Origin of the sequence: Geoanaerobacter pelophilus (assembly GCF_018476885.1) — a bacterium.
Lineage (GTDB): Bacteria > Desulfobacterota > Desulfuromonadia > Geobacterales > DSM-12255 > Geoanaerobacter > Geoanaerobacter pelophilus.
This window is the reverse complement of sequence record NZ_JAHCVJ010000001.1, coordinates 983,272-999,533: the sequence shown is the minus strand read 5'-3', so window position 1 is coordinate 999,533 and position 16,262 is coordinate 983,272. Positions and strand designations below refer to the sequence as shown.

Genomic DNA, 16,262 nt, shown 5'->3' with positions numbered 1-16,262 from the left:
AGGCAACCATGCCCCAATCAATTGACGATCTCATACTGCGGATTAAAGAACTACAGGAAGAACTCGAAGTTGAGTTTAAGAAGAAACGGGACGAGTTTGAGTTCATCATCGAAAAGAAGCGGGTCCGTTTTGCCGAGGAGGTGGCGAGACAGCAGCGACGCCTGAAAATCGGCTGGTTCCGCTATCTGGTCAAGGCCAGACCGCTCAACATACTGACTGCACCGGTCATTTATGCCGGCTTCGTACCGTTCATCCTGCTGGATCTGTTTCTCTGGTTGTATCAGTCGATCTGCTTTCCGGTGTACCGAATCCCCAAGGTAAAGCGATCCGAGTATTTGGTCTTTGACCGTGAGGATCTTCCCTACCTGAATATTATTGAGAAGTTCAACTGTTTTTACTGTTCTTACGGTAACGGTCTGATGGCATACGGACGGGAAATCGCCGCCCGAACCGAGCAGTACTGGTGCCCGATCAAGCATGCCCGCCGAATCAAGGCTTCCCATGAGCACTATCCCCGGTTCTTTGAATATGGCGATGCGGAGAGTTGGCAGAAAGGGCTGGAACGGCTGCGTCGGCAATATCCGAAAGAAGATCCTGGCGTGAAAAAAGAGGTACGCTGACATGAATACTGCAAGCTACATCGTGAAATGTCCATCGTGCGGCACCGGCAACCGCATCCCGGCAGATAAAGAGGGGCTCAGGGGACATTGCGGCAGTTGCAAGACAACCCTGCCACCAATGTACTGTCATCCCCAGCAATTGACCGACCGGACGTTTGACTCATTCGTCAGTACTTATCCCGGTGCGGTACTGGCAGAGTTCTGGGCACCTACTTGACCGCATTGCCATACCTTCGCACCGGTGGTGCGAACCGTTGCTGAAAAGCTGGCTGGTCAGGCGGCTGTATTGCAGATCAATACCCAGGACAGCCCGGCGTTAGCAGCTCGCTTCGGTATCCGCGGCATACCGGCTATAGTACTGTTGAAACATGCCCGCGTTATCGATCAACTGCCTGGAGCGCAAACGCTCGATACCGTTCTGGCGTGGTTCCGACGAAAGACATAATGAATTAGATCAAGACACTTGATATGGTCCTTGACCCGGGACAACTTTCAGATTGGTTGAGTGGCCGCCACTACGCGTTCAGAAAGAACCTGGAAAAGATCGAGCTGCTTTTGGCAAGTCATAAAATGTTCTCCTCTTGAGAAAACATTACGAAATTCAGTTCTTTTGATGGATACTACACGTCCCACTCTCGCATTCATGCCGTTTCGGCAGATAAAGGCGAACGCGGGCAAACAGCCAGTAGCCAATGCGAGCTAATCGATTTACCACCGGTAACTGGATGATGCGCCCCATGATGCCATAGACTGTCGAGGCCGGGAACGCCTGCCAGATTGCCCAGAATGAGTCAACCCCTTTGAAAATCTGTCCGTCCTGATCAATCGCATGCAGTTGATGTATGAAATCGGCAATCGAGATTTGGTACGGAACCGCATCGAAATCAGGGCTGCTGATGTCTACTGCCACCAGCTTTTCACCATGATCTTTCCGCAGGTAGTGCTCAATCTCGGTAGCACAGACAATGCATGCCCCATCGTAGAATACTTTAAGAGGAAACCGTGGTGGTCTCATCAAATAAGGGGGCGCACTTCGGTAACCGTGAACCAGGCCGCGTGGGTGACAGCGGCACCGGTGCCGGGGCCGACGGTGGAGTCTGCGTTTTCCTTGATTTTTGCCAGCATGGGCCCGGACTCTTCTGTCTTTACCAGTTCCAAAGCCAGACGGACGCCACTGAAACCGGGACCTGAAGCCTTGAACAGGAATGAGGCCTGCGGATTCTCGGTAATATTCCGATAGGTCCGCCCCTCGGTCATTCCCCATACCATGGTTTGTTCATCTATGACATGCGGTCGGGCATAGATGGCCGTGTTGACACCGCCATTCTTTGATGCTGTGGCCATAATCCCCATGCCTTGCTGTTGGAACAGTTCGTTCAAGTTCATATCATCTCCTTGAAGACAATCTGGGTGTGTCATTCCGAAGCTATTGGAATCAATATCTCGTTCCGACGCAGGAACCAGAGTGTGAACGGTGGGTTGTAGCGTGCCCAGACCGGCTCGCCAATGACTTTCAGGTTGTTGGCTGTTATCCAGTTATCCAGTTCCTGCTTATATTGCAGAAATTTCTTCTCACTCCAGAATCCGGAATATCGAACAGCAGCCACCCGGCGGGCAGGAACCTGCCGCAGCTTAATATTTGGATCATCGGGAGTCGGCAGGTTTTCCATAGTATATGTAGCCGGCATCATAAAGCTCACAGCCCACTTTCCCTGTACACTCTGCTGACTGACAGGAGCGGTCATGGATATTTTCTCCCCCCTCTGTTCCTGCGAAACAGGAGCTGTCATAGCAATCTTGCCGCGTGATTTGTTATCACCGGAGATGTATCGAAAAAGCGGTCTGAAAGCCTTGCTACCGGCACTTTCCAGGTTTCCGTCAACAATGATTTCGGCGAGTACCTGAGGCGCGTACTCGCGCAGTTCGAAAATATCGTCGGTTTTAATAACCGTGTAGGGTGCTTCTTCGGTTGCCATAGCAGTAGTCGCTCCTGTGAGCAGCAGCAATAATATTGCAGTGATCAGTCCGAAAAGTCTCATTTACTGCTCCTTGCGCGGCAGTGTAAATAAGTGCAGGCGGTCTATATTTGCTGCTGGTTCAGAATGAATTTTCAATAAATACTTCTGCCAGCGGCAGCTTGCCCGTCCGGGGGAACGATTCCTGCGAGCGACTGCCCACCGCAATCATCATGCTGACGACATGGTCGTCTGGAAGATTGATCAGTTTCCCCACGGCATCGAAATCAAATCCGTCCATTGGACAGGAGTGCCACCCCTGTTCCTGCGCCAACAGCATGATGCTCATGGCGAGCAGTCCACATGAACGCATCGCTTCGTCCCGTTGTACCAGCGGTTTTTCTCGATAATATACATCAATTGCAGGTATGAGCATGTCTTGGTACATCTGCGGCGCTCCCGCCCAGTAACGTGCTGGTTCTTTTGCCCAGGCATTAAGATCAGCACAAAGGACAAACAGGAGGGATGCATCAGTGACCTTGTCCTGGTTCCAGGCAACTTCACGAATCTTCTGACGCAAAGCAGGGTCTTTGACATTAACAATACGCCAGTTCTGGATATTGAAAGCCGTTGGCGACAGCATGGCCTTTTCCAGCAGCTCAGTTACCTGCTGTTCGCTGATTGTAAATGCCGGGTCAAACATTTTCTCCGCGCGTCTTTCCTGTATTGCTGTTGATACATTCATGGTTATTCTCCTTTAAATTGTGGGTTTGATATGTTGAAGCTCTTGGAATCGTCTATGCGCCTTTATGTTGAAGAACTACATCATGCATTTCCGTAGTCAGTGTTTCTATCCGCTGACTCAACTCTTTCACGATTTCGGTCAATTGCGTATTTTGCTGGAGCAGTTCCATTATCTGCTCGGATTGCTGTGCAGCCAATGCTTGTCGCTGCTCAGCAGCCAATGCAAGGGCCTCCCGATGTTGTGCGTCGGCATCTGCATGTGCCTTATCTCGATCAGCCTGCCGTGTCTGAGCAAGCAGGATGAGAGGTGCAGCATAAGCTGCTTGGAGACTGAAGGCAAGGTTGAGCAAGATAAACGGGTAAACATCGAATTTGGTATATCCGGCAACGTTTAACCCGATCCAGATGGCTACAATAACCGTCTGCGCAACAAGGAAAACCGGTGTTCCAAAAAAACGCGCAAATCCTTCCGCCTTAAGGGCAAACCAGTCATTCCCGAAGACAGTACCAAGATGAACATGAGGGAGATGGAAGCGGAAGTAATCATTAGGTACATTTGAGACCGGGACGGGAGCCGGTATTTTTGATTCTGCTATCATATCATCTCCTCAATGGTTCAGATTCTTTTGCAAAAACTACAATGTTTCATGATGTTTTCTTCTCGCGGTCCTTGATAAGTACAAACAGCAGGTAGGATACAACACCAAGATTTATAACAAGAACAGTGATTCTCGGCCATGTAACTTTAATAGCCACCTCATAGATCTCGACTGGAATGTACATACCTCCGGTGAGGACGGCAAACCACTCGGCCCAGGTCTTTCTCAGCCAAAGTCCAGCCGCTTCAATCATGCGCACAATAAAGTACATTGCAGCAGCAAGAGCCATGCTCCAGAGTTTGGTATCGTCTATATGTTCCATCAGGTCGAGAAAGATTCGCGGATAATGGCTGGCAGGATTAAGGTGAAAGTGTTTTACCAGATGCATGGCGGCTTCATTGATGTCCTTGTGGATGTAGGTCAATAACTCGAAACCCACAAGGAGAACCAGTAGCCCCTTTGCTCCTTCAAAGAGCGCAACAACGTGCAGCCCGCGTGCGTGTGACTGTTTGCTAAGCTGTTTTGGGACTTTGGAGTGGCTCTTTTTCATTCGTATGTCTGCATAAAATCACTCCGCAGACCCAACTATTTTACAGGGTATAAGTTCATCCTCATTGAACGAGTAAACAGCACACATCCGGTGATAACCATCAGCAATAACGACTTTGCCAATGCGCTCGTCTCTCACCAGAAGTATTGGTGAGATTGATTTTCCGTTCTCGATCTTGTTTCGGTCTTTCTCCACATGGGAATTACTGACTCCAAGCAAAGACAGTCCCGATGCTCGAAAGATGTCTTTTGCTTTGAACTGAGCTAGCTGGGCACTCTTCAGGTTATTTACGATCATCTTAACTGTTGTGCCATTGTAGAGCAGCCCAAGGTAAGATTCTGCTGCCGGATAATTCTTGTCCTCAGGCTCTTGCAACCATTTGATCTTGATTTGTTTGACCATACTGATACCCCATACCTTACCCAATCCATACCCGTTTAGATGTCTGGATTATGATCGCGTTATCGCCGGTCACCGGTAAACCGTAGCAACATGAGAAAAAGGTTTATAAAATCAAGATACAGTGTCAATGCCCCGAGAATAGCAGGTTTTCTTCCTTCAGTTCCCTGAGCTGCCATTGCTTTGATTTTCCAGGTGTCATATGCAGTAAGACCTGTGAAAACAATCACGCCGATACCTGATATGACCCACGAGACCGCACTGCTGCCAACGAAGATGTTGACGACCGAGGCGATTACCACACCTATCAACCCCATGAACAGAAAACTTCCCCACGACGTGAGGTCACGTTTGGTCATAAATCCAAAGAGGCTCATTGCGCCAAACATCCCGGCAGTGGTAACAAAGGTGGATGTAATTGAGCTGGCAGTATAAGCCAGAGCCACGCTAGAAAGAGTGATTCCGTTTAGTGCGGAGTAGACAATGAATACTAAAGTCGCTGTTGATGCACTCATCTTGTTTATTGCACCTACAAGAGTGAATACCAGAGCCAGTTCTCCGATCATTATTCCGTAAAAGACAAGCCTGTTTCCCAATACGGCATTGAGTATTGCCGGTGAGGAGAGTGTGATGAGCGAAACAAAAGCTGTAATAGCCAATCCTGCTCCCATCCAGGCGTATACCTGTCGGATAAGAGAGTTTTGCCTTACAACTACCTGCGTTGCAGTACGTGGTTGCATGGTACTAAAGTCATTCATAATAAAGCTCCTCTTTTCAAGATTCTAGGGGCACGATCACGTCAGATCTCTAAAGTAAGATTGACTGTTGATCGACGCCTTGGGAAATATACTTTTCTTGGCTTGACATATAGAGTTAGTTTACCATTTCCAGCAATCCATTAGGTGATTGTTTCGGCTACTCAAATAACTGCGCCAAAGAACTTGCCAACTCCGGCGGTTAGTCCCATTGCAAGCACACCCCAAAATGCAACACGAATAGCACCCTTAGCAATGGGAGCACCACCGGCGTATGCTGCGGTAGCCCCCAAAATGGCTAGAGTAATCAGCGCGGTTGCAAATGAAACCTCGGTAACCAAGGCTTTAGGAGCGAGTATTACGGCCAGGATTGGAACAACTGCACCTACAACAAATGCAATTGCAGACGCAAGTGCTGCTTGAAGCGGTCGAGCCCGTAAAGTTTCTGTAATGCCAAGTTCGTCTCTGGCGTGAGCTCCAAGAGCATCTCCGGACATCAGTTTTTCTGCCACTTGGCGTGCCAAAGGTTGGTCGAGACCTCGGCTCACGTAAATTGAAGTGAGTTCAAGTAGTTCGTGTTCCGGCTGAAGTTCAAGTTCACGCTTTTCTCTGGCAATGTCAGCATGTTCAGTATCTGCCTGCGATTGAACCGAGACATACTCGCCTGCAGCCATTGACATTGCTCCAGCGACAAGACCGGCTATACCAGCAAGCAGAATGCTATTTTGTGATGCTCCGGAAGCTGCAACTCCAACGACAAGACTTGATACCGAAATTGTTCCGTCGTTAGCGCCAAGCACTGCTGCTCGAAGCCAACCTATTCTTTCTGACCTGTGAGATTCGCTGTGAAATTGTAGCATTAACAGAATCTCCTTGAGATCCAACTTACTACTGGACGGTCACTACAGACTGCTGATACATCCTCATCAATCACCCCATAAATCTAGACGATATCTTCATTCCTGAATCGCTTGAAAAGCAATGCTCCAAGAATAAGACAGTAAACAAGGACATTGATGAGTGGATAGATAGGTCCGAATCCATGGCTTGATTCGCTCTCGATCAACGAAGAGGCCAGCTGCTGAACTCCTAAGAGCTTCGGCCAGAAAAAATAAACTACTTTCCACCAGGTCAGGTCTGACTGTGGCTGGCCGACCGATTGCTGCACTATCGCCTGCCCTATCTGACTCTGGCTGGCAGCAGCTATGCCATCAGCTACAAAGCCGACGGCACCAACGCCAAGAACACAAAGAAAAGCGACAATGTCGGACATCATAAGCGACAAAAGAAGCACAGCAATAACCACAAAGAGCAGGTTGATCGAGCATAGCAGTGAGGCAACGAGGTATTCCGGCATGAAAACCTGCAAATTGATGGAGGTGATCAGGAAGACAATACTATGCAAGATGAGCATAAAAAGTGTCGATAAGACCCATAATCCGAGGATTTTTCCCATTACATACTGCCACCGCGCTATCGGTTTTGACAAAATGCACGCTTGCATCCCCTCATTTCGGTCACGCCTGAAGATTCGCATCGAAAGTAAGGCTGCTATGACCATCACACCAGCACCAATTACGTGGAAGGTCGCTTTCGATAATGTCCTGACTATGGTTCCGGCATCAAGAATCTGTCCGTTCACCATGTAATTACCTTGATAACAGCCACGAACAAGAAATACACAGAGTGCGCAGAATACGAACATGACGACGAAACTTCTCTGCTGCACTTCGTCGATAAGCGTATATTTTGTAATCCTTGTAATGGGGGGTAGTGATTTTGAAGTTTCCATGTCAACCTTTCACCAATCGAACAAACACATCTTCCAACGTCTCCCCGTCTTTTACAATGGAGGAAATTGTGTCTTTTACCAAGAGCTTGCCTCGGTTGATGATAGCTGCGGTATCACAGATTTTTTCAACTTCCGACAACAGGTGTGAATTTAAGAAAATAGTCATGCCTTGATCTTTAAGCGACTCCAGGAGTTGGCGTATTTCCCTGATACCAATGGGATCTAAACCAGAGGTGGGCTCATCAAGAATTAACAGTTTGGGATTTCCCATGAGTGCGGCGCCTAATCCGAACCGTTGGACCATGCCCTTGGAATATGTGCTAACCTTTGTATTCTCCCTGCCTTGCATTCCAATCAGCTCAACAATACGCCTACAGTGATCTGCAGCCTCGGACCGGTTCATATCCAATAGCTCAGCACAGCGTAGAAGGTAGTGCCACCCTGAAAGAAATGGTGGAACATGGTGGTTTTCAGCAAGATAACCGACCGATTGTCGGCATTCTGCCAGAGTACTTGGAATACCGCTTAAAGATAAGCTGCCCGATGTCGGCCGTGTAAAATCGAGCAGCATCTTAACGATGGTCGTTTTTCCGGCACCATTGGGTCCAAGCAGAGCAAAGCACTCACCTGGCTTTACCGTGAAGGAGACATCATCAACAGCCGTAAGCGATTCGTATCGTTTGGTAACATTTTTCAATTCAATCATATTATGGACTCATGAAATCTCAGAAAACTTTCCATCTGCAAGGTATTCGTGATTAATCTGGACGTTGTTCTCTATCAGTTGTTCGTACGGATCAGAAATCGCGGGAATGGTAACAGGCAATAAGTACGCTGACTATTAACCCAGTTCCTGGCATGATTCAGAGTAGACCTCCCCAACCTTTGGACACTCCACAGCACATGTTTCACACTCTCCCGGACAGGGTTCGATATGAACAAGGATATGGCTGTGAGCGAGGCAACTCTCGATATCAGCTGTAATCTGATGGGTAAGAGCGTGCCCCGCCTCCACGGTCATCTGTTTCGGAACTACCAGGTGCATGTCGATATGCCTGATATGGCCTGACTTGCGGGTGCGAAGCTTGTGGTATTCGATAATCCTGTTGGAGTATTTCTCCATCACTTCATGAATCAGGGACTCTTCATCGTCAGGCAGTTTTACGTCAAGGATATGGAAGAAGGCTGCCTTGGTTAAATCCCAGGCTGCCTTGATAATCATGAGTGCCACAACAATGGCAATAATCGGGTCGAGCATGGCGATGCCGGTAACTTTGATGGCAACTAAACCGCCAAGCACGCCAACCGACGTATAAACATCGGTCCTGAGATGCATGGCGTCAGCTTCCAGCGCAACGGAATCAGTCTTTATCGCTACATTGAGCAGATAGCGTGAGACAAAGTAGTTGGCTACTGCTGAAACAAGCATGACCAATGCGCCCAGTCCAAGGCTTTCGACCGCAATTGTTCCAGAGCGTAGTTTGTGTATCGCCTCCCAGATGATATAAAAAGCTGCACCGAAGATAAGCACCGCCTCGATCGTTCCTGCTACGTTCTCAATTTTCCCATGTCCAAAGCGGTGCTCGTCATCAGCAGGCTTTCCTGATTCCCGGACAGAAAACCAGGCGATAATTGCCGCTACGAGGTCAATTCCGGAATGAACTGCTTCGGAGATAACGCTGACCGACTGCATCATGATGCCGACAATCAGTTTGAGGATGATCAGTATGGAATTCGAGGTAATGGAGAATACGGCGGCCTTGCTTTTTGCTCGTTGTACTTCAGGTGATTGGATCATTGCTATACTCCGGCAGCGGTCATAATTTGTTTCAGTTTTTCCGTGGCTCCCTTGAGCAGTTCCTGAGCCTCGGCATTCTTCTTCCGGTACTCCAGAAGCGTCATCGGATTTTTGTCCGTGACAAAGCTTCTGATGGCATCGAACGATGCAGCGTATGTTTTGTAAGCAGCGATCAAGCCCGTTTTCGCATCATCCAGGATCTTCCTGGCTTCGGGCGGCAGGGCTTCCGGAATAGCCTTCTTTGCCAGAGATTCTCCGGCACGTAGACACTCAGACTTTGCTTTGTCGATGATGGAGGGGAGGTTGATGGATATCTCGCCCCCCTTGAGGACACTTTTCAGTTCATCTAGCGCCAGTTGAATAGCCTTGTCCGTGAGGTTTTCAATGCTCAAGACCTCTTTCTGAAATGCCATCAGCTTTTCTTTGTCGGCAGCAGATAGCGTGATAGCGGGGATCTGTTGCTGCGGCGCTGGCGCTTTTTCGGTTGAGCAGCCACATAGTGCCATAACTCCAATTACGAGAGCAACCAATACGATATTTTTCAAAATGTATCCTCCAGTAATAGTTCGTCTCAAGGGGAATTTTTCTCTTTCTTCCTACTGAACATCTTAAACAACTCGAACCAGACAATGCTCGATATGCCGGCAGACACACATATGACAACATCGAGCGGATGGATCACTGAGAACCTGAATACTTCTCGAAAAATAGGAATATTAAGCGCCATACCGAGGAAGATTACTGCACCGCCTGTTACCCACCAGAGAGCGGAATTCGGAGCCCCTAATATCCTGCCAATTGTGTTGCTCCAGGAACGGTTGGTCATCATCAGGCCAAGGTTGGCGATTATCAGGGTAGTGAATGCCAGGGTACGGGCCTCAAGTTCTCCATGCCCACGAACAAGACTGACGCCAAACACAATTAGAAGTACAACCAGGACACTCACACCTTGAAGTGTGCTTAACAACAAGACGCGCTTACTGAACAACGGTTCCTTTGGATCGCGGGGTGGCCTGTTCATCGCATCCATCTCCGCCGGTTCGACCTCGTACACTATAGAACAGGCAGGATCTATGATCAGATGGAGGAAAGCGATATGGATCGGCATGAACAACAGCGGCCACTTGAAAAGCACCGGAATGAGGGACATCCCGGCAATCGGAATATGTATGGCCAGAAGATAGGCCATAGCCTTCTTCAGGTTGTCAAAGATACGCCGCCCCATTTTTACGGCCCGGACGATGGAGGCAAAGTCATCGTCCAAGAGCACGAGATCGGACGCCTCGCGTGCTACGTCTGTCCCTCTGCCACCCATAGCGATACCGATATGAGCTGACTTAAGAGCCGGCGCATCGTTCACCCCGTCTCCAGTCATGGCAACAACCTCGCCATTGCTCTTCAATGCTTTCACCAGACGGAGCTTCTGTTCCGGTACAACTCTGGCGAAGATGTTGACTGTTCTGATCCTCTCCTGTAGATCCACTTCACTCATGTTTTCCAGTTCAGGACCGGTTATGACTTCATCCGGTTGAACAAGCCCGATCTGCCGTGCGATACTGCGCGCCGTGCCGGGATAGTCACCGGTGATCATCACCATTCTTATACCAGCACGGTAGCAATCCTGGAGTGCTGCAGCCACGGTTGGTCTGACCGGATCGGCCAATCCCACAAGCCCTAAAAACTCGAAGGTGAAGTCGTGTTGTTCACCCGGTAAACCTACTTCACGAAAGTACGATCGCGCTACTCCCAGTACCCTCAGGCCGTCATCAGCCATGCGGGTCACCGCCGTCATCATCTCCCTATGTTGGCTATCACTGAAATGGCAGAGGTCGGCAACCGCTTCCGGTGCGCCTTTGGCGGCGATAACGTACTCATTCCCCTCCGGAGCCCTCCAGACATGGGACATGGCAAGAAGTTCAGGAGATAACGGGTATTCCTTTTCAAGGCGCCAATCACCGTGGAGATGCTCGGTATGGGCGAGATACTCTTCGCCAAAATCCTTGATGGCCCGCTCCATCGGATCATAGGGATCGCGCTGGCTTGCGAGAATGCTGAATTCCACCAGATCGTGAAATGTATCAGGGGGTGGGTCATTGCGAAAGTCACCAATTTTGTACAAAGTCCCATCGGTGTTGAGCGCAGAGACTGACATCCGGTTCAACGTAAGGGTACCTGTCTTGTCCACGCACAGGACAGTCGCCGAACCGAGTGTTTCCACTACCGGTGCGCTGCGGGCAAGAACCTGAGTCCGGGAAAGTCGCCATGCCCCCAATGCCAGGAAGATTGTCAGGACCACCGGAAGCTCATTCGGCATGACCGCCATGGCCAGGGTGAGCCCCGCCAGTACCCCATCGAGCCAGGCACCGCGGGTGATCCCGTACACCAGAATAAGCAGTGCACAGAGCACGAAGACTGCCGTGGCAAGAATTTTTACCAGACGACCGGTTTCACGTTGCAGCAGGGTTTCTTCGCTGGTCACTGCTTGCAGGGCCTTGCCAATTTTGCCGATGGCGCTCTGTTGTCCGGTAGCAATCACGCGGGCAATTCCCTGTCCACGAACAACCAAAGTTCCCGAAAAAACAAATGGGAGATCATCTCCCCCTGGTTGCACTACAGGTGAAGTAGCATCGCCAGGCACCTTGCGTACCGCAATGGATTCGCCTGTCAGGAGCGATTCGTCTGTAGATAGACTCGTGCAGTCCAGCACCAGAGCATCAGCAGGAACCCTATCGCCTTCTGCTAGAACAATGATGTCACCTCGAACCACGTCTCGACCAGCAATCCGCTGCTGGGCACCATCGCGAATAACAAGGGCTCTTGGGCTGGAGAGATCACGGAGGGCCTCCAGAGCTCGTTCTGTCTTTCTTTCCTGATACAGGGTTATGCCCATGACGAAAAAGACAAATGCCAGAAGCATCATCGCTTCCTGCATATCCCCCACCAGCAGATAGATTGCGCCACAAGCCACCAACAACAGGAACATCGGCTCACGCATTACGTCGAGGGCTATTTGAAAGTTCCCACGTTGCTTTGAAGACGGAAGTTCGTTGTGGCCTTCTTCCCCAAGAATTTTGGCGGCATCCTGTAAGGTTAGACCAACATGTTCATGTATTTCAGGTTTTCGAGCCATAACTGCCACCTTTTTACGGAGAGAGGAGATATCCCCTCTCTCCGAGACTGATATCAGTCGAACAAATCTGACAGCCAGGACTTTTTCTTGTATTGGCCGTTATGACCATAGCCATGATCATCATGATGTTTTCCATACTGCTGCTGAATGTCGCCGGAGTAGTATTTTTGAGGTTCCAATTGTGTATGAGTTGGTGTTTGTGTAGTTGACCGTTCGATGATTTTATCCAGTTCTCCCCTGTCGAGCCAGACACCACGACATTCTGGGCAAAAATCAATTTCTACTCCCTGGCGTTCGGCAATTTTAAGGTCTATTCCTGTGCAAATCGGGCATTTCATAACGATTTCTCCCTATGATTTTGTTCGTTATTGGTTTTAGCGTTGCTAGTAGAGCGTTGTATGCGATCCCTTACAATGTGAAGCATTCTCCTGGCCCAGGCAAACTCGGTGGCAAGAATTCCCAATGCAAGAGGAATTACGACAACTGCCGGACCGGGCAGAACTATCATGGCAATACCAATTATAAGAATGGTAATGCCGACAACTGCCACGAGAAGACGCTTCAGCTTTTTAAGCGACCATTGCTTCATGATAAAGAATGCTCTTGTTTTTGGTAATTACAATGAATTCGATGCAGCCTGAGCCACAAGCGGTAAAGTCAGGCGTGGTTCTGCGGGGGGACAAATATCCTGTCTAATAGACGTGGCAGAGCAAGTTGAGGTTCATATAGGGATGTTCGCTCGATAATTACTTGGGAGATTATTTTCGGCACGATGTCGGCCAATATTTGACCGGCGCAACAACAGGTTGTTTCACAATCATCAGCATCATGATTTACGGGACATTCATGATCTTGGTCAGTAGTCAGATACTCACATGTATCTTTATGGGCCAGTTCGCCAATAGATGAACAAGGATGTGCCAGACATTCCACAGGAAGTATGAGATACAGAACGATCAATATGATGGATACAATCTTCATGAAGTTCACCTAGATCTCAAATTCCAATACACCAAACTATCTACGAACGTCCTATCTAAAATGTTTTATTTATATCATCAATGTACATTTTTAGATAGATATGACTATACACTATGGCGAAATCATTACGAATAATTATGTTCCAACTGCATGATGTCCCGGTATGGAACAATGCCATGAATAGTATCCTCTTCATCAAGCACCGGCAACGCTGAAAAGCCATAACGCTTGAACTTCTCCTCGGCATCGGCAATGGAGTCGTTGCAATCCAGGCTGATGACCTGGGTCGTCATTATCTCGGACAAAGGCGTACTTTGCTTGGCCATAAGAAGCTCAGGCAGGCTGACAACGCCTTTGAGCTTGTTGTCATGATCAACGACGAAGACATAGTCGAGAACATCAGACTCTTGGCTGACCGTGCGATAAGCAGCAATGACCAGGTCGGTATGAACATCAGGGAGGAACCTGATATAGGCATTGGTCGTCAGGTTAGTAATGGTATTAACCTGATTTTCCAGAAGCGCTTCGATCTTCTCTGTTTCGTCATGCTCCATCAGGTCGAGAATCTCTTCCGCTTGGTCAGTCGGCAATACCGAGAGAACATCAGCCGCCTGAGCGGGGGTCATTTCATCTATGAGGTCGGCGACCCGCTCTTTGTTCATGGAAGAAATCAGAATGCGCTGTACCCGTGGTTCCATTTCCTCCAGGGTGTCCGATGCCTGATCCGTTTCAAGTTCATTAAAAATGGCAAGGCGCTGTTCTTCAGAAAGTTCTTCCAGGATATCTGCCAAATCCACCGGATGGATGTCCGGCAGAGCCTCCTTAAGAATTTTGAGTTGCACATTCCCCTTGAAACTGCCTATTTTCTCCGGAAGACGCTGGACATAGGTCCAAGGGATGGTCTCCTTCTTGAACATCTCAGCAAGGTGATATACGAATTGGGCCACATACCGCAGGCCAAGCCGTTTCAGCAGTCCATATCGGCTGAAGTCAACATCGGTAGCGTAAAGGCGGGCATTCCGCAGTAACAGCTTTACATCGTAGACCACGTCGATTTCGTTGCCATCAAGGTCAATCACCTTCTTGTCCAGAATATGGTCCTTGAGCAGAACCTGATTATCTTCTGGTTCAGCTTCGAATGCCTCCAGGTTCTGTAGGGAGAGCTCAATTCCGTCCCGTTTCAATTCATCGATTCTAGCAAGTGGCACCATCAATGACTTGTACCCGAAGGGACGGCTCACGATAACGTGAGTCACTTCGGCAACTTTCTCGTGCTCTACGATTAGCAGGTCATCGAGCTTGCCGATTTTTTTGCCCTGATTGCATACCGGGATGCCGGTCAGATCACTCAGGAAGAATATATGATCGTTCTGAATATTTTTCATATGGTTCATGGCGCACCTCGCTTTCACAGGAGAGTAATGAACTTGTACAAAAGCAGCCCGACCAGCAGAACGAGGTACAAGCGTAAAAACAGCAAGGAGCCTTTCACCCAGCCTGACATCTCGACATTCGGTTTTGAATATTTTTGATTGATCTCACGCACCTTGGCGAAATTATGGGAAAAGAAATCTCTGATCATGGCTAATTGCCTCCTATTTTAACAAGTTCGGGAACAGCGTGCTGACCGCGTAGAGGGTCGAGAGAATAACAATCGCCACCACGATGCTACAGGTAACGATATTCTGCCACAGCGTATTGGTATATTCTCCCATTGTCTTCTTGTTGTTCAGCAGCAGGATCAGGAAGACCAGTGCAGCCGGCAGCAGGGTCACCGCGATGACCTGCACGAACAGGGTAATCAGCACCAGCGGTGCTTTGGGAATCAGTACCACCAGTCCGGCTGTGATGAGGGTCAGGAAATAGTTAGCGTAAAACCATGGCGCTTCGCGGATCTTGTTGTTAAGCGAGTGCGCCCAGCCGAAAACTTCGCCAAAAGCCCATGAACTGGCCAGTGAGATGCAGATCGCTCCCAGCAGGCCGGCGTCAAAAAGGCCGATGGCCATGAAAGTACCGGCATATTTCTGGCTCTTCATCAGCATGATCGAAGCTTGGGCGGCATCGTCGATATTGACGCCGGGCAGAATGGTACCGGTTACTATCACAATAAAGATCGCTACCACCACGGTAAGAAACGACCCGACTAGGGTATCCAGTTTGCCCCAAGGGATGTCCTTTTCCCTTGTTCCTTTATCAACCACAGCACTCTGCTGGAAGAAGAGCATCCAAGGAGCAATGGTGGTGCCGATGTTGGCCATCAGGAAGAAGAAGAGTTCATTGGTGAAGCCTCCTGGCGGTATATGGGGCACGAAGCCGGTCTGAATGATGTCATGCACAGACGGTTGGACCATGAAGGCACCGGGGATATAGATCAGGTTGACCGCGCAGAAGGCCAGGGCAATCTTCTCCCATGTCCAGTAGCGTCCATTTAGAACCATAATACCCATCAGGACGCAGACTCCAAGTACTGTTAGCCAGGGAGGGACGCCAAAGATTCTGAGCGCAGAAGTCATGCCGATAAACTCGGTGACCAGGGTCAGCCAATTGACAATCATTAGATCGATCAATGAGAACCAGCCCCAGAAGGCGCCGAAACCGGCGAAGATTGCTTCGCCGTGACCCCGCTTGGTGACTGCCCCCAGTCGGACTGTCATCTCCTGAACGTAGTAGGCGACTGGTATCAGGATAAGCAGAAACCAGATCAGGTGGTAGCCGTACTTGGCGCCGGTAGCGGCATACGTTGTTATGCCGCCGGCGTCATTATCGGCTACCATGACGACAATGCCAGGTCCGGAGATGATAAAAAAGAGCTTAATAGCCTTCCAAATACGACGGAATTCGTAGTAGAGCTTTGAAATACTGAGCACGTGAAACCTCCTTCAGCCAGAAGTTGCGCAGAATTTGTTAAACCGCGAACCAATATTGTTGATCAATTTTGA

General features: G+C 49.2%; 21 protein-coding genes. 2 read left to right on the top strand and 19 right to left on the bottom strand.

Annotated features, from left to right (window positions below; genetic code table 11):
- The first annotated feature begins 8 nt into the window (after window positions 1-8).
- Together KI809_RS04610 and KI809_RS04605 are read left to right on the top strand one after the other, a co-directional pair.
- Entirely contained in the window at window positions 9-620 is a 612-nt protein-coding gene (locus tag KI809_RS04610; RefSeq protein WP_214170311.1) for a hypothetical protein, read from the top strand.
- Between the two features lies 1 nt (window position 621).
- Window positions 622-1,065, top strand: a complete 444-nt coding sequence (locus KI809_RS04605) for a thioredoxin family protein (RefSeq protein ID WP_214170310.1) — start codon at window positions 622-624, stop codon at window positions 1,063-1,065.
- Window positions 1,066-1,221: 156 nt separating this feature from the next.
- On the opposite strand, the gene KI809_RS04600 is transcribed toward KI809_RS04605, so the two are convergent.
- From KI809_RS04600 to KI809_RS04510, 19 genes are all read right to left on the bottom strand, one after another.
- Window positions 1,222-1,635 (bottom strand): thiol-disulfide oxidoreductase DCC family protein, encoded by a 414-nt coding sequence (locus KI809_RS04600; RefSeq protein ID WP_214170309.1) that lies wholly within the window; start codon window positions 1,633-1,635, stop codon window positions 1,222-1,224.
- On the bottom strand, window positions 1,635-2,006 hold the full coding sequence (locus tag KI809_RS04595) for a pyridoxamine 5'-phosphate oxidase family protein (RefSeq protein ID WP_214170308.1): 372 nt from the start codon (window positions 2,004-2,006) through the stop codon (window positions 1,635-1,637). Before KI809_RS04595 ends, KI809_RS04600 begins: the two co-directional genes overlap by 1 nt.
- A 29-nt stretch (window positions 2,007-2,035) precedes the next feature.
- The gene (locus KI809_RS04590) at window positions 2,036-2,659 is read right to left on the bottom strand and encodes an SOUL family heme-binding protein (protein ID WP_246559172.1); all 624 of its coding nucleotides are present in this window, start codon (window positions 2,657-2,659) and stop codon (window positions 2,036-2,038) included.
- Window positions 2,660-2,717: 58 nt separating this feature from the next.
- Window positions 2,718-3,320: a nitroreductase family protein gene (locus KI809_RS04585; protein ID WP_214170307.1), complete on the bottom strand. Its 603-nt coding sequence runs from the start codon at window positions 3,318-3,320 to the stop codon at window positions 2,718-2,720.
- Window positions 3,321-3,372: 52 nt separating this feature from the next.
- Window positions 3,373-3,918 (bottom strand): DUF1003 domain-containing protein, encoded by a 546-nt coding sequence (locus tag KI809_RS04580; protein WP_214170306.1) that lies wholly within the window; start codon window positions 3,916-3,918, stop codon window positions 3,373-3,375.
- 46 nt (window positions 3,919-3,964) lie between these two features.
- Window positions 3,965-4,468 (bottom strand): DUF2127 domain-containing protein, encoded by a 504-nt coding sequence (locus KI809_RS04575; RefSeq protein ID WP_214170305.1) that lies wholly within the window; start codon window positions 4,466-4,468, stop codon window positions 3,965-3,967.
- An 18-nt stretch (window positions 4,469-4,486) separates the two neighbouring features.
- Entirely contained in the window at window positions 4,487-4,870 is a 384-nt protein-coding gene (locus KI809_RS04570) for a hypothetical protein (RefSeq protein ID WP_214170304.1), read from the bottom strand.
- Window positions 4,871-4,929: 59 nt separating this feature from the next.
- Complete coding sequence (locus KI809_RS04565; protein ID WP_214170303.1) at window positions 4,930-5,625, bottom strand: Bax inhibitor-1/YccA family protein; 696 nt, start codon at window positions 5,623-5,625, stop codon at window positions 4,930-4,932.
- Between the two features lie 161 nt (window positions 5,626-5,786).
- Window positions 5,787-6,482, bottom strand: a complete 696-nt coding sequence (locus tag KI809_RS04560; protein ID WP_214170302.1) for a VIT1/CCC1 transporter family protein — start codon at window positions 6,480-6,482, stop codon at window positions 5,787-5,789.
- Between the two features lie 83 nt (window positions 6,483-6,565).
- Entirely contained in the window at window positions 6,566-7,414 is an 849-nt protein-coding gene (locus KI809_RS04555) for an ABC transporter permease (RefSeq protein ID WP_214170301.1), read from the bottom strand.
- A gap of 1 nt (window position 7,415) precedes the next feature.
- A complete protein-coding gene (locus tag KI809_RS04550) occupies window positions 7,416-8,120 on the bottom strand; it encodes an ABC transporter ATP-binding protein (RefSeq protein ID WP_214170300.1) in 705 nt (234 codons plus the stop codon).
- Window positions 8,121-8,255: 135 nt separating this feature from the next.
- Complete coding sequence (locus tag KI809_RS04545; protein ID WP_214170299.1) at window positions 8,256-9,212, bottom strand: cation diffusion facilitator family transporter; 957 nt, start codon at window positions 9,210-9,212, stop codon at window positions 8,256-8,258.
- Window positions 9,213-9,214: 2 nt separating this feature from the next.
- The gene (locus KI809_RS04540; RefSeq protein WP_214170298.1) at window positions 9,215-9,757 is read right to left on the bottom strand and encodes a hypothetical protein; all 543 of its coding nucleotides are present in this window, start codon (window positions 9,755-9,757) and stop codon (window positions 9,215-9,217) included.
- 26 nt (window positions 9,758-9,783) lie between these two features.
- Window positions 9,784-12,342, bottom strand: coding sequence for a cation-translocating P-type ATPase (locus KI809_RS04535; protein ID WP_214170297.1), 2,559 nt, complete (start codon window positions 12,340-12,342; stop codon window positions 9,784-9,786).
- A gap of 53 nt (window positions 12,343-12,395) precedes the next feature.
- A complete protein-coding gene (locus tag KI809_RS04530; RefSeq protein ID WP_214170296.1) occupies window positions 12,396-12,680 on the bottom strand; it encodes a TFIIB-type zinc ribbon-containing protein in 285 nt (94 codons plus the stop codon).
- Window positions 12,677-12,931 (bottom strand): PGPGW domain-containing protein, encoded by a 255-nt coding sequence (locus KI809_RS04525; protein WP_214170295.1) that lies wholly within the window; start codon window positions 12,929-12,931, stop codon window positions 12,677-12,679. Before KI809_RS04525 ends, KI809_RS04530 begins: the two co-directional genes overlap by 4 nt.
- Before the next feature lie 517 nt (window positions 12,932-13,448).
- Window positions 13,449-14,717 (bottom strand): magnesium transporter MgtE N-terminal domain-containing protein, encoded by a 1,269-nt coding sequence (locus KI809_RS04520; RefSeq protein WP_214170294.1) that lies wholly within the window; start codon window positions 14,715-14,717, stop codon window positions 13,449-13,451.
- 14 nt (window positions 14,718-14,731) lie between these two features.
- Window positions 14,732-14,905 carry a hypothetical protein gene (locus tag KI809_RS04515; RefSeq protein WP_214170293.1) on the bottom strand — a complete coding sequence of 58 codons (174 nt, stop codon included), beginning with the start codon at window positions 14,903-14,905 and terminating at the stop codon, window positions 14,732-14,734.
- Window positions 14,906-14,918: 13 nt separating this feature from the next.
- Window positions 14,919-16,190 carry an NRAMP family divalent metal transporter gene (locus KI809_RS04510; protein WP_214170292.1) on the bottom strand — a complete coding sequence of 424 codons (1,272 nt, stop codon included), beginning with the start codon at window positions 16,188-16,190 and terminating at the stop codon, window positions 14,919-14,921.
- Between the last annotated feature and the right edge of the window lie 72 nt (window positions 16,191-16,262).

Bases quoted from the DNA above. Each gene is read 5' to 3' on its own strand.
- KI809_RS04610 (WP_214170311.1), top strand. From the start codon at position 9: ATGCCCCAATCAATTGACGATCTCATACTGCGGATTAAAGAACTACAG.
- KI809_RS04600 (WP_214170309.1), bottom strand. From the start codon at position 1,635: ATGAGACCACCACGGTTTCCTCTTAAAGTATTCTACGATGGGGCATGC.
- KI809_RS04595 (WP_214170308.1), bottom strand. From the start codon at position 2,006: ATGAACTTGAACGAACTGTTCCAACAGCAAGGCATGGGGATTATGGCC.
- KI809_RS04590 (WP_246559172.1), bottom strand. From the start codon at position 2,659: ATGAGACTTTTCGGACTGATCACTGCAATATTATTGCTGCTGCTCACA.
- KI809_RS04585 (WP_214170307.1), bottom strand. From the start codon at position 3,320: ATGAATGTATCAACAGCAATACAGGAAAGACGCGCGGAGAAAATGTTT.
- KI809_RS04580 (WP_214170306.1), bottom strand. From the start codon at position 3,918: ATGATAGCAGAATCAAAAATACCGGCTCCCGTCCCGGTCTCAAATGTA.
- KI809_RS04575 (WP_214170305.1), bottom strand. From the start codon at position 4,468: ATGAAAAAGAGCCACTCCAAAGTCCCAAAACAGCTTAGCAAACAGTCA.
- KI809_RS04570 (WP_214170304.1), bottom strand. From the start codon at position 4,870: ATGGTCAAACAAATCAAGATCAAATGGTTGCAAGAGCCTGAGGACAAG.
- KI809_RS04565 (WP_214170303.1), bottom strand. From the start codon at position 5,625: ATGAATGACTTTAGTACCATGCAACCACGTACTGCAACGCAGGTAGTT.
- KI809_RS04560 (WP_214170302.1), bottom strand. From the start codon at position 6,482: ATGCTACAATTTCACAGCGAATCTCACAGGTCAGAAAGAATAGGTTGG.
- KI809_RS04555 (WP_214170301.1), bottom strand. From the start codon at position 7,414: ATGGAAACTTCAAAATCACTACCCCCCATTACAAGGATTACAAAATAT.
- KI809_RS04550 (WP_214170300.1), bottom strand. From the start codon at position 8,120: ATGATTGAATTGAAAAATGTTACCAAACGATACGAATCGCTTACGGCT.
- KI809_RS04545 (WP_214170299.1), bottom strand. From the start codon at position 9,212: ATGATCCAATCACCTGAAGTACAACGAGCAAAAAGCAAGGCCGCCGTA.
- KI809_RS04535 (WP_214170297.1), bottom strand. From the start codon at position 12,342: ATGGCTCGAAAACCTGAAATACATGAACATGTTGGTCTAACCTTACAG.
- KI809_RS04530 (WP_214170296.1), bottom strand. From the start codon at position 12,680: ATGAAATGCCCGATTTGCACAGGAATAGACCTTAAAATTGCCGAACGC.
- KI809_RS04525 (WP_214170295.1), bottom strand. From the start codon at position 12,931: ATGAAGCAATGGTCGCTTAAAAAGCTGAAGCGTCTTCTCGTGGCAGTT.
- KI809_RS04520 (WP_214170294.1), bottom strand. From the start codon at position 14,717: ATGAACCATATGAAAAATATTCAGAACGATCATATATTCTTCCTGAGT.
- KI809_RS04515 (WP_214170293.1), bottom strand. From the start codon at position 14,905: ATGATCAGAGATTTCTTTTCCCATAATTTCGCCAAGGTGCGTGAGATC.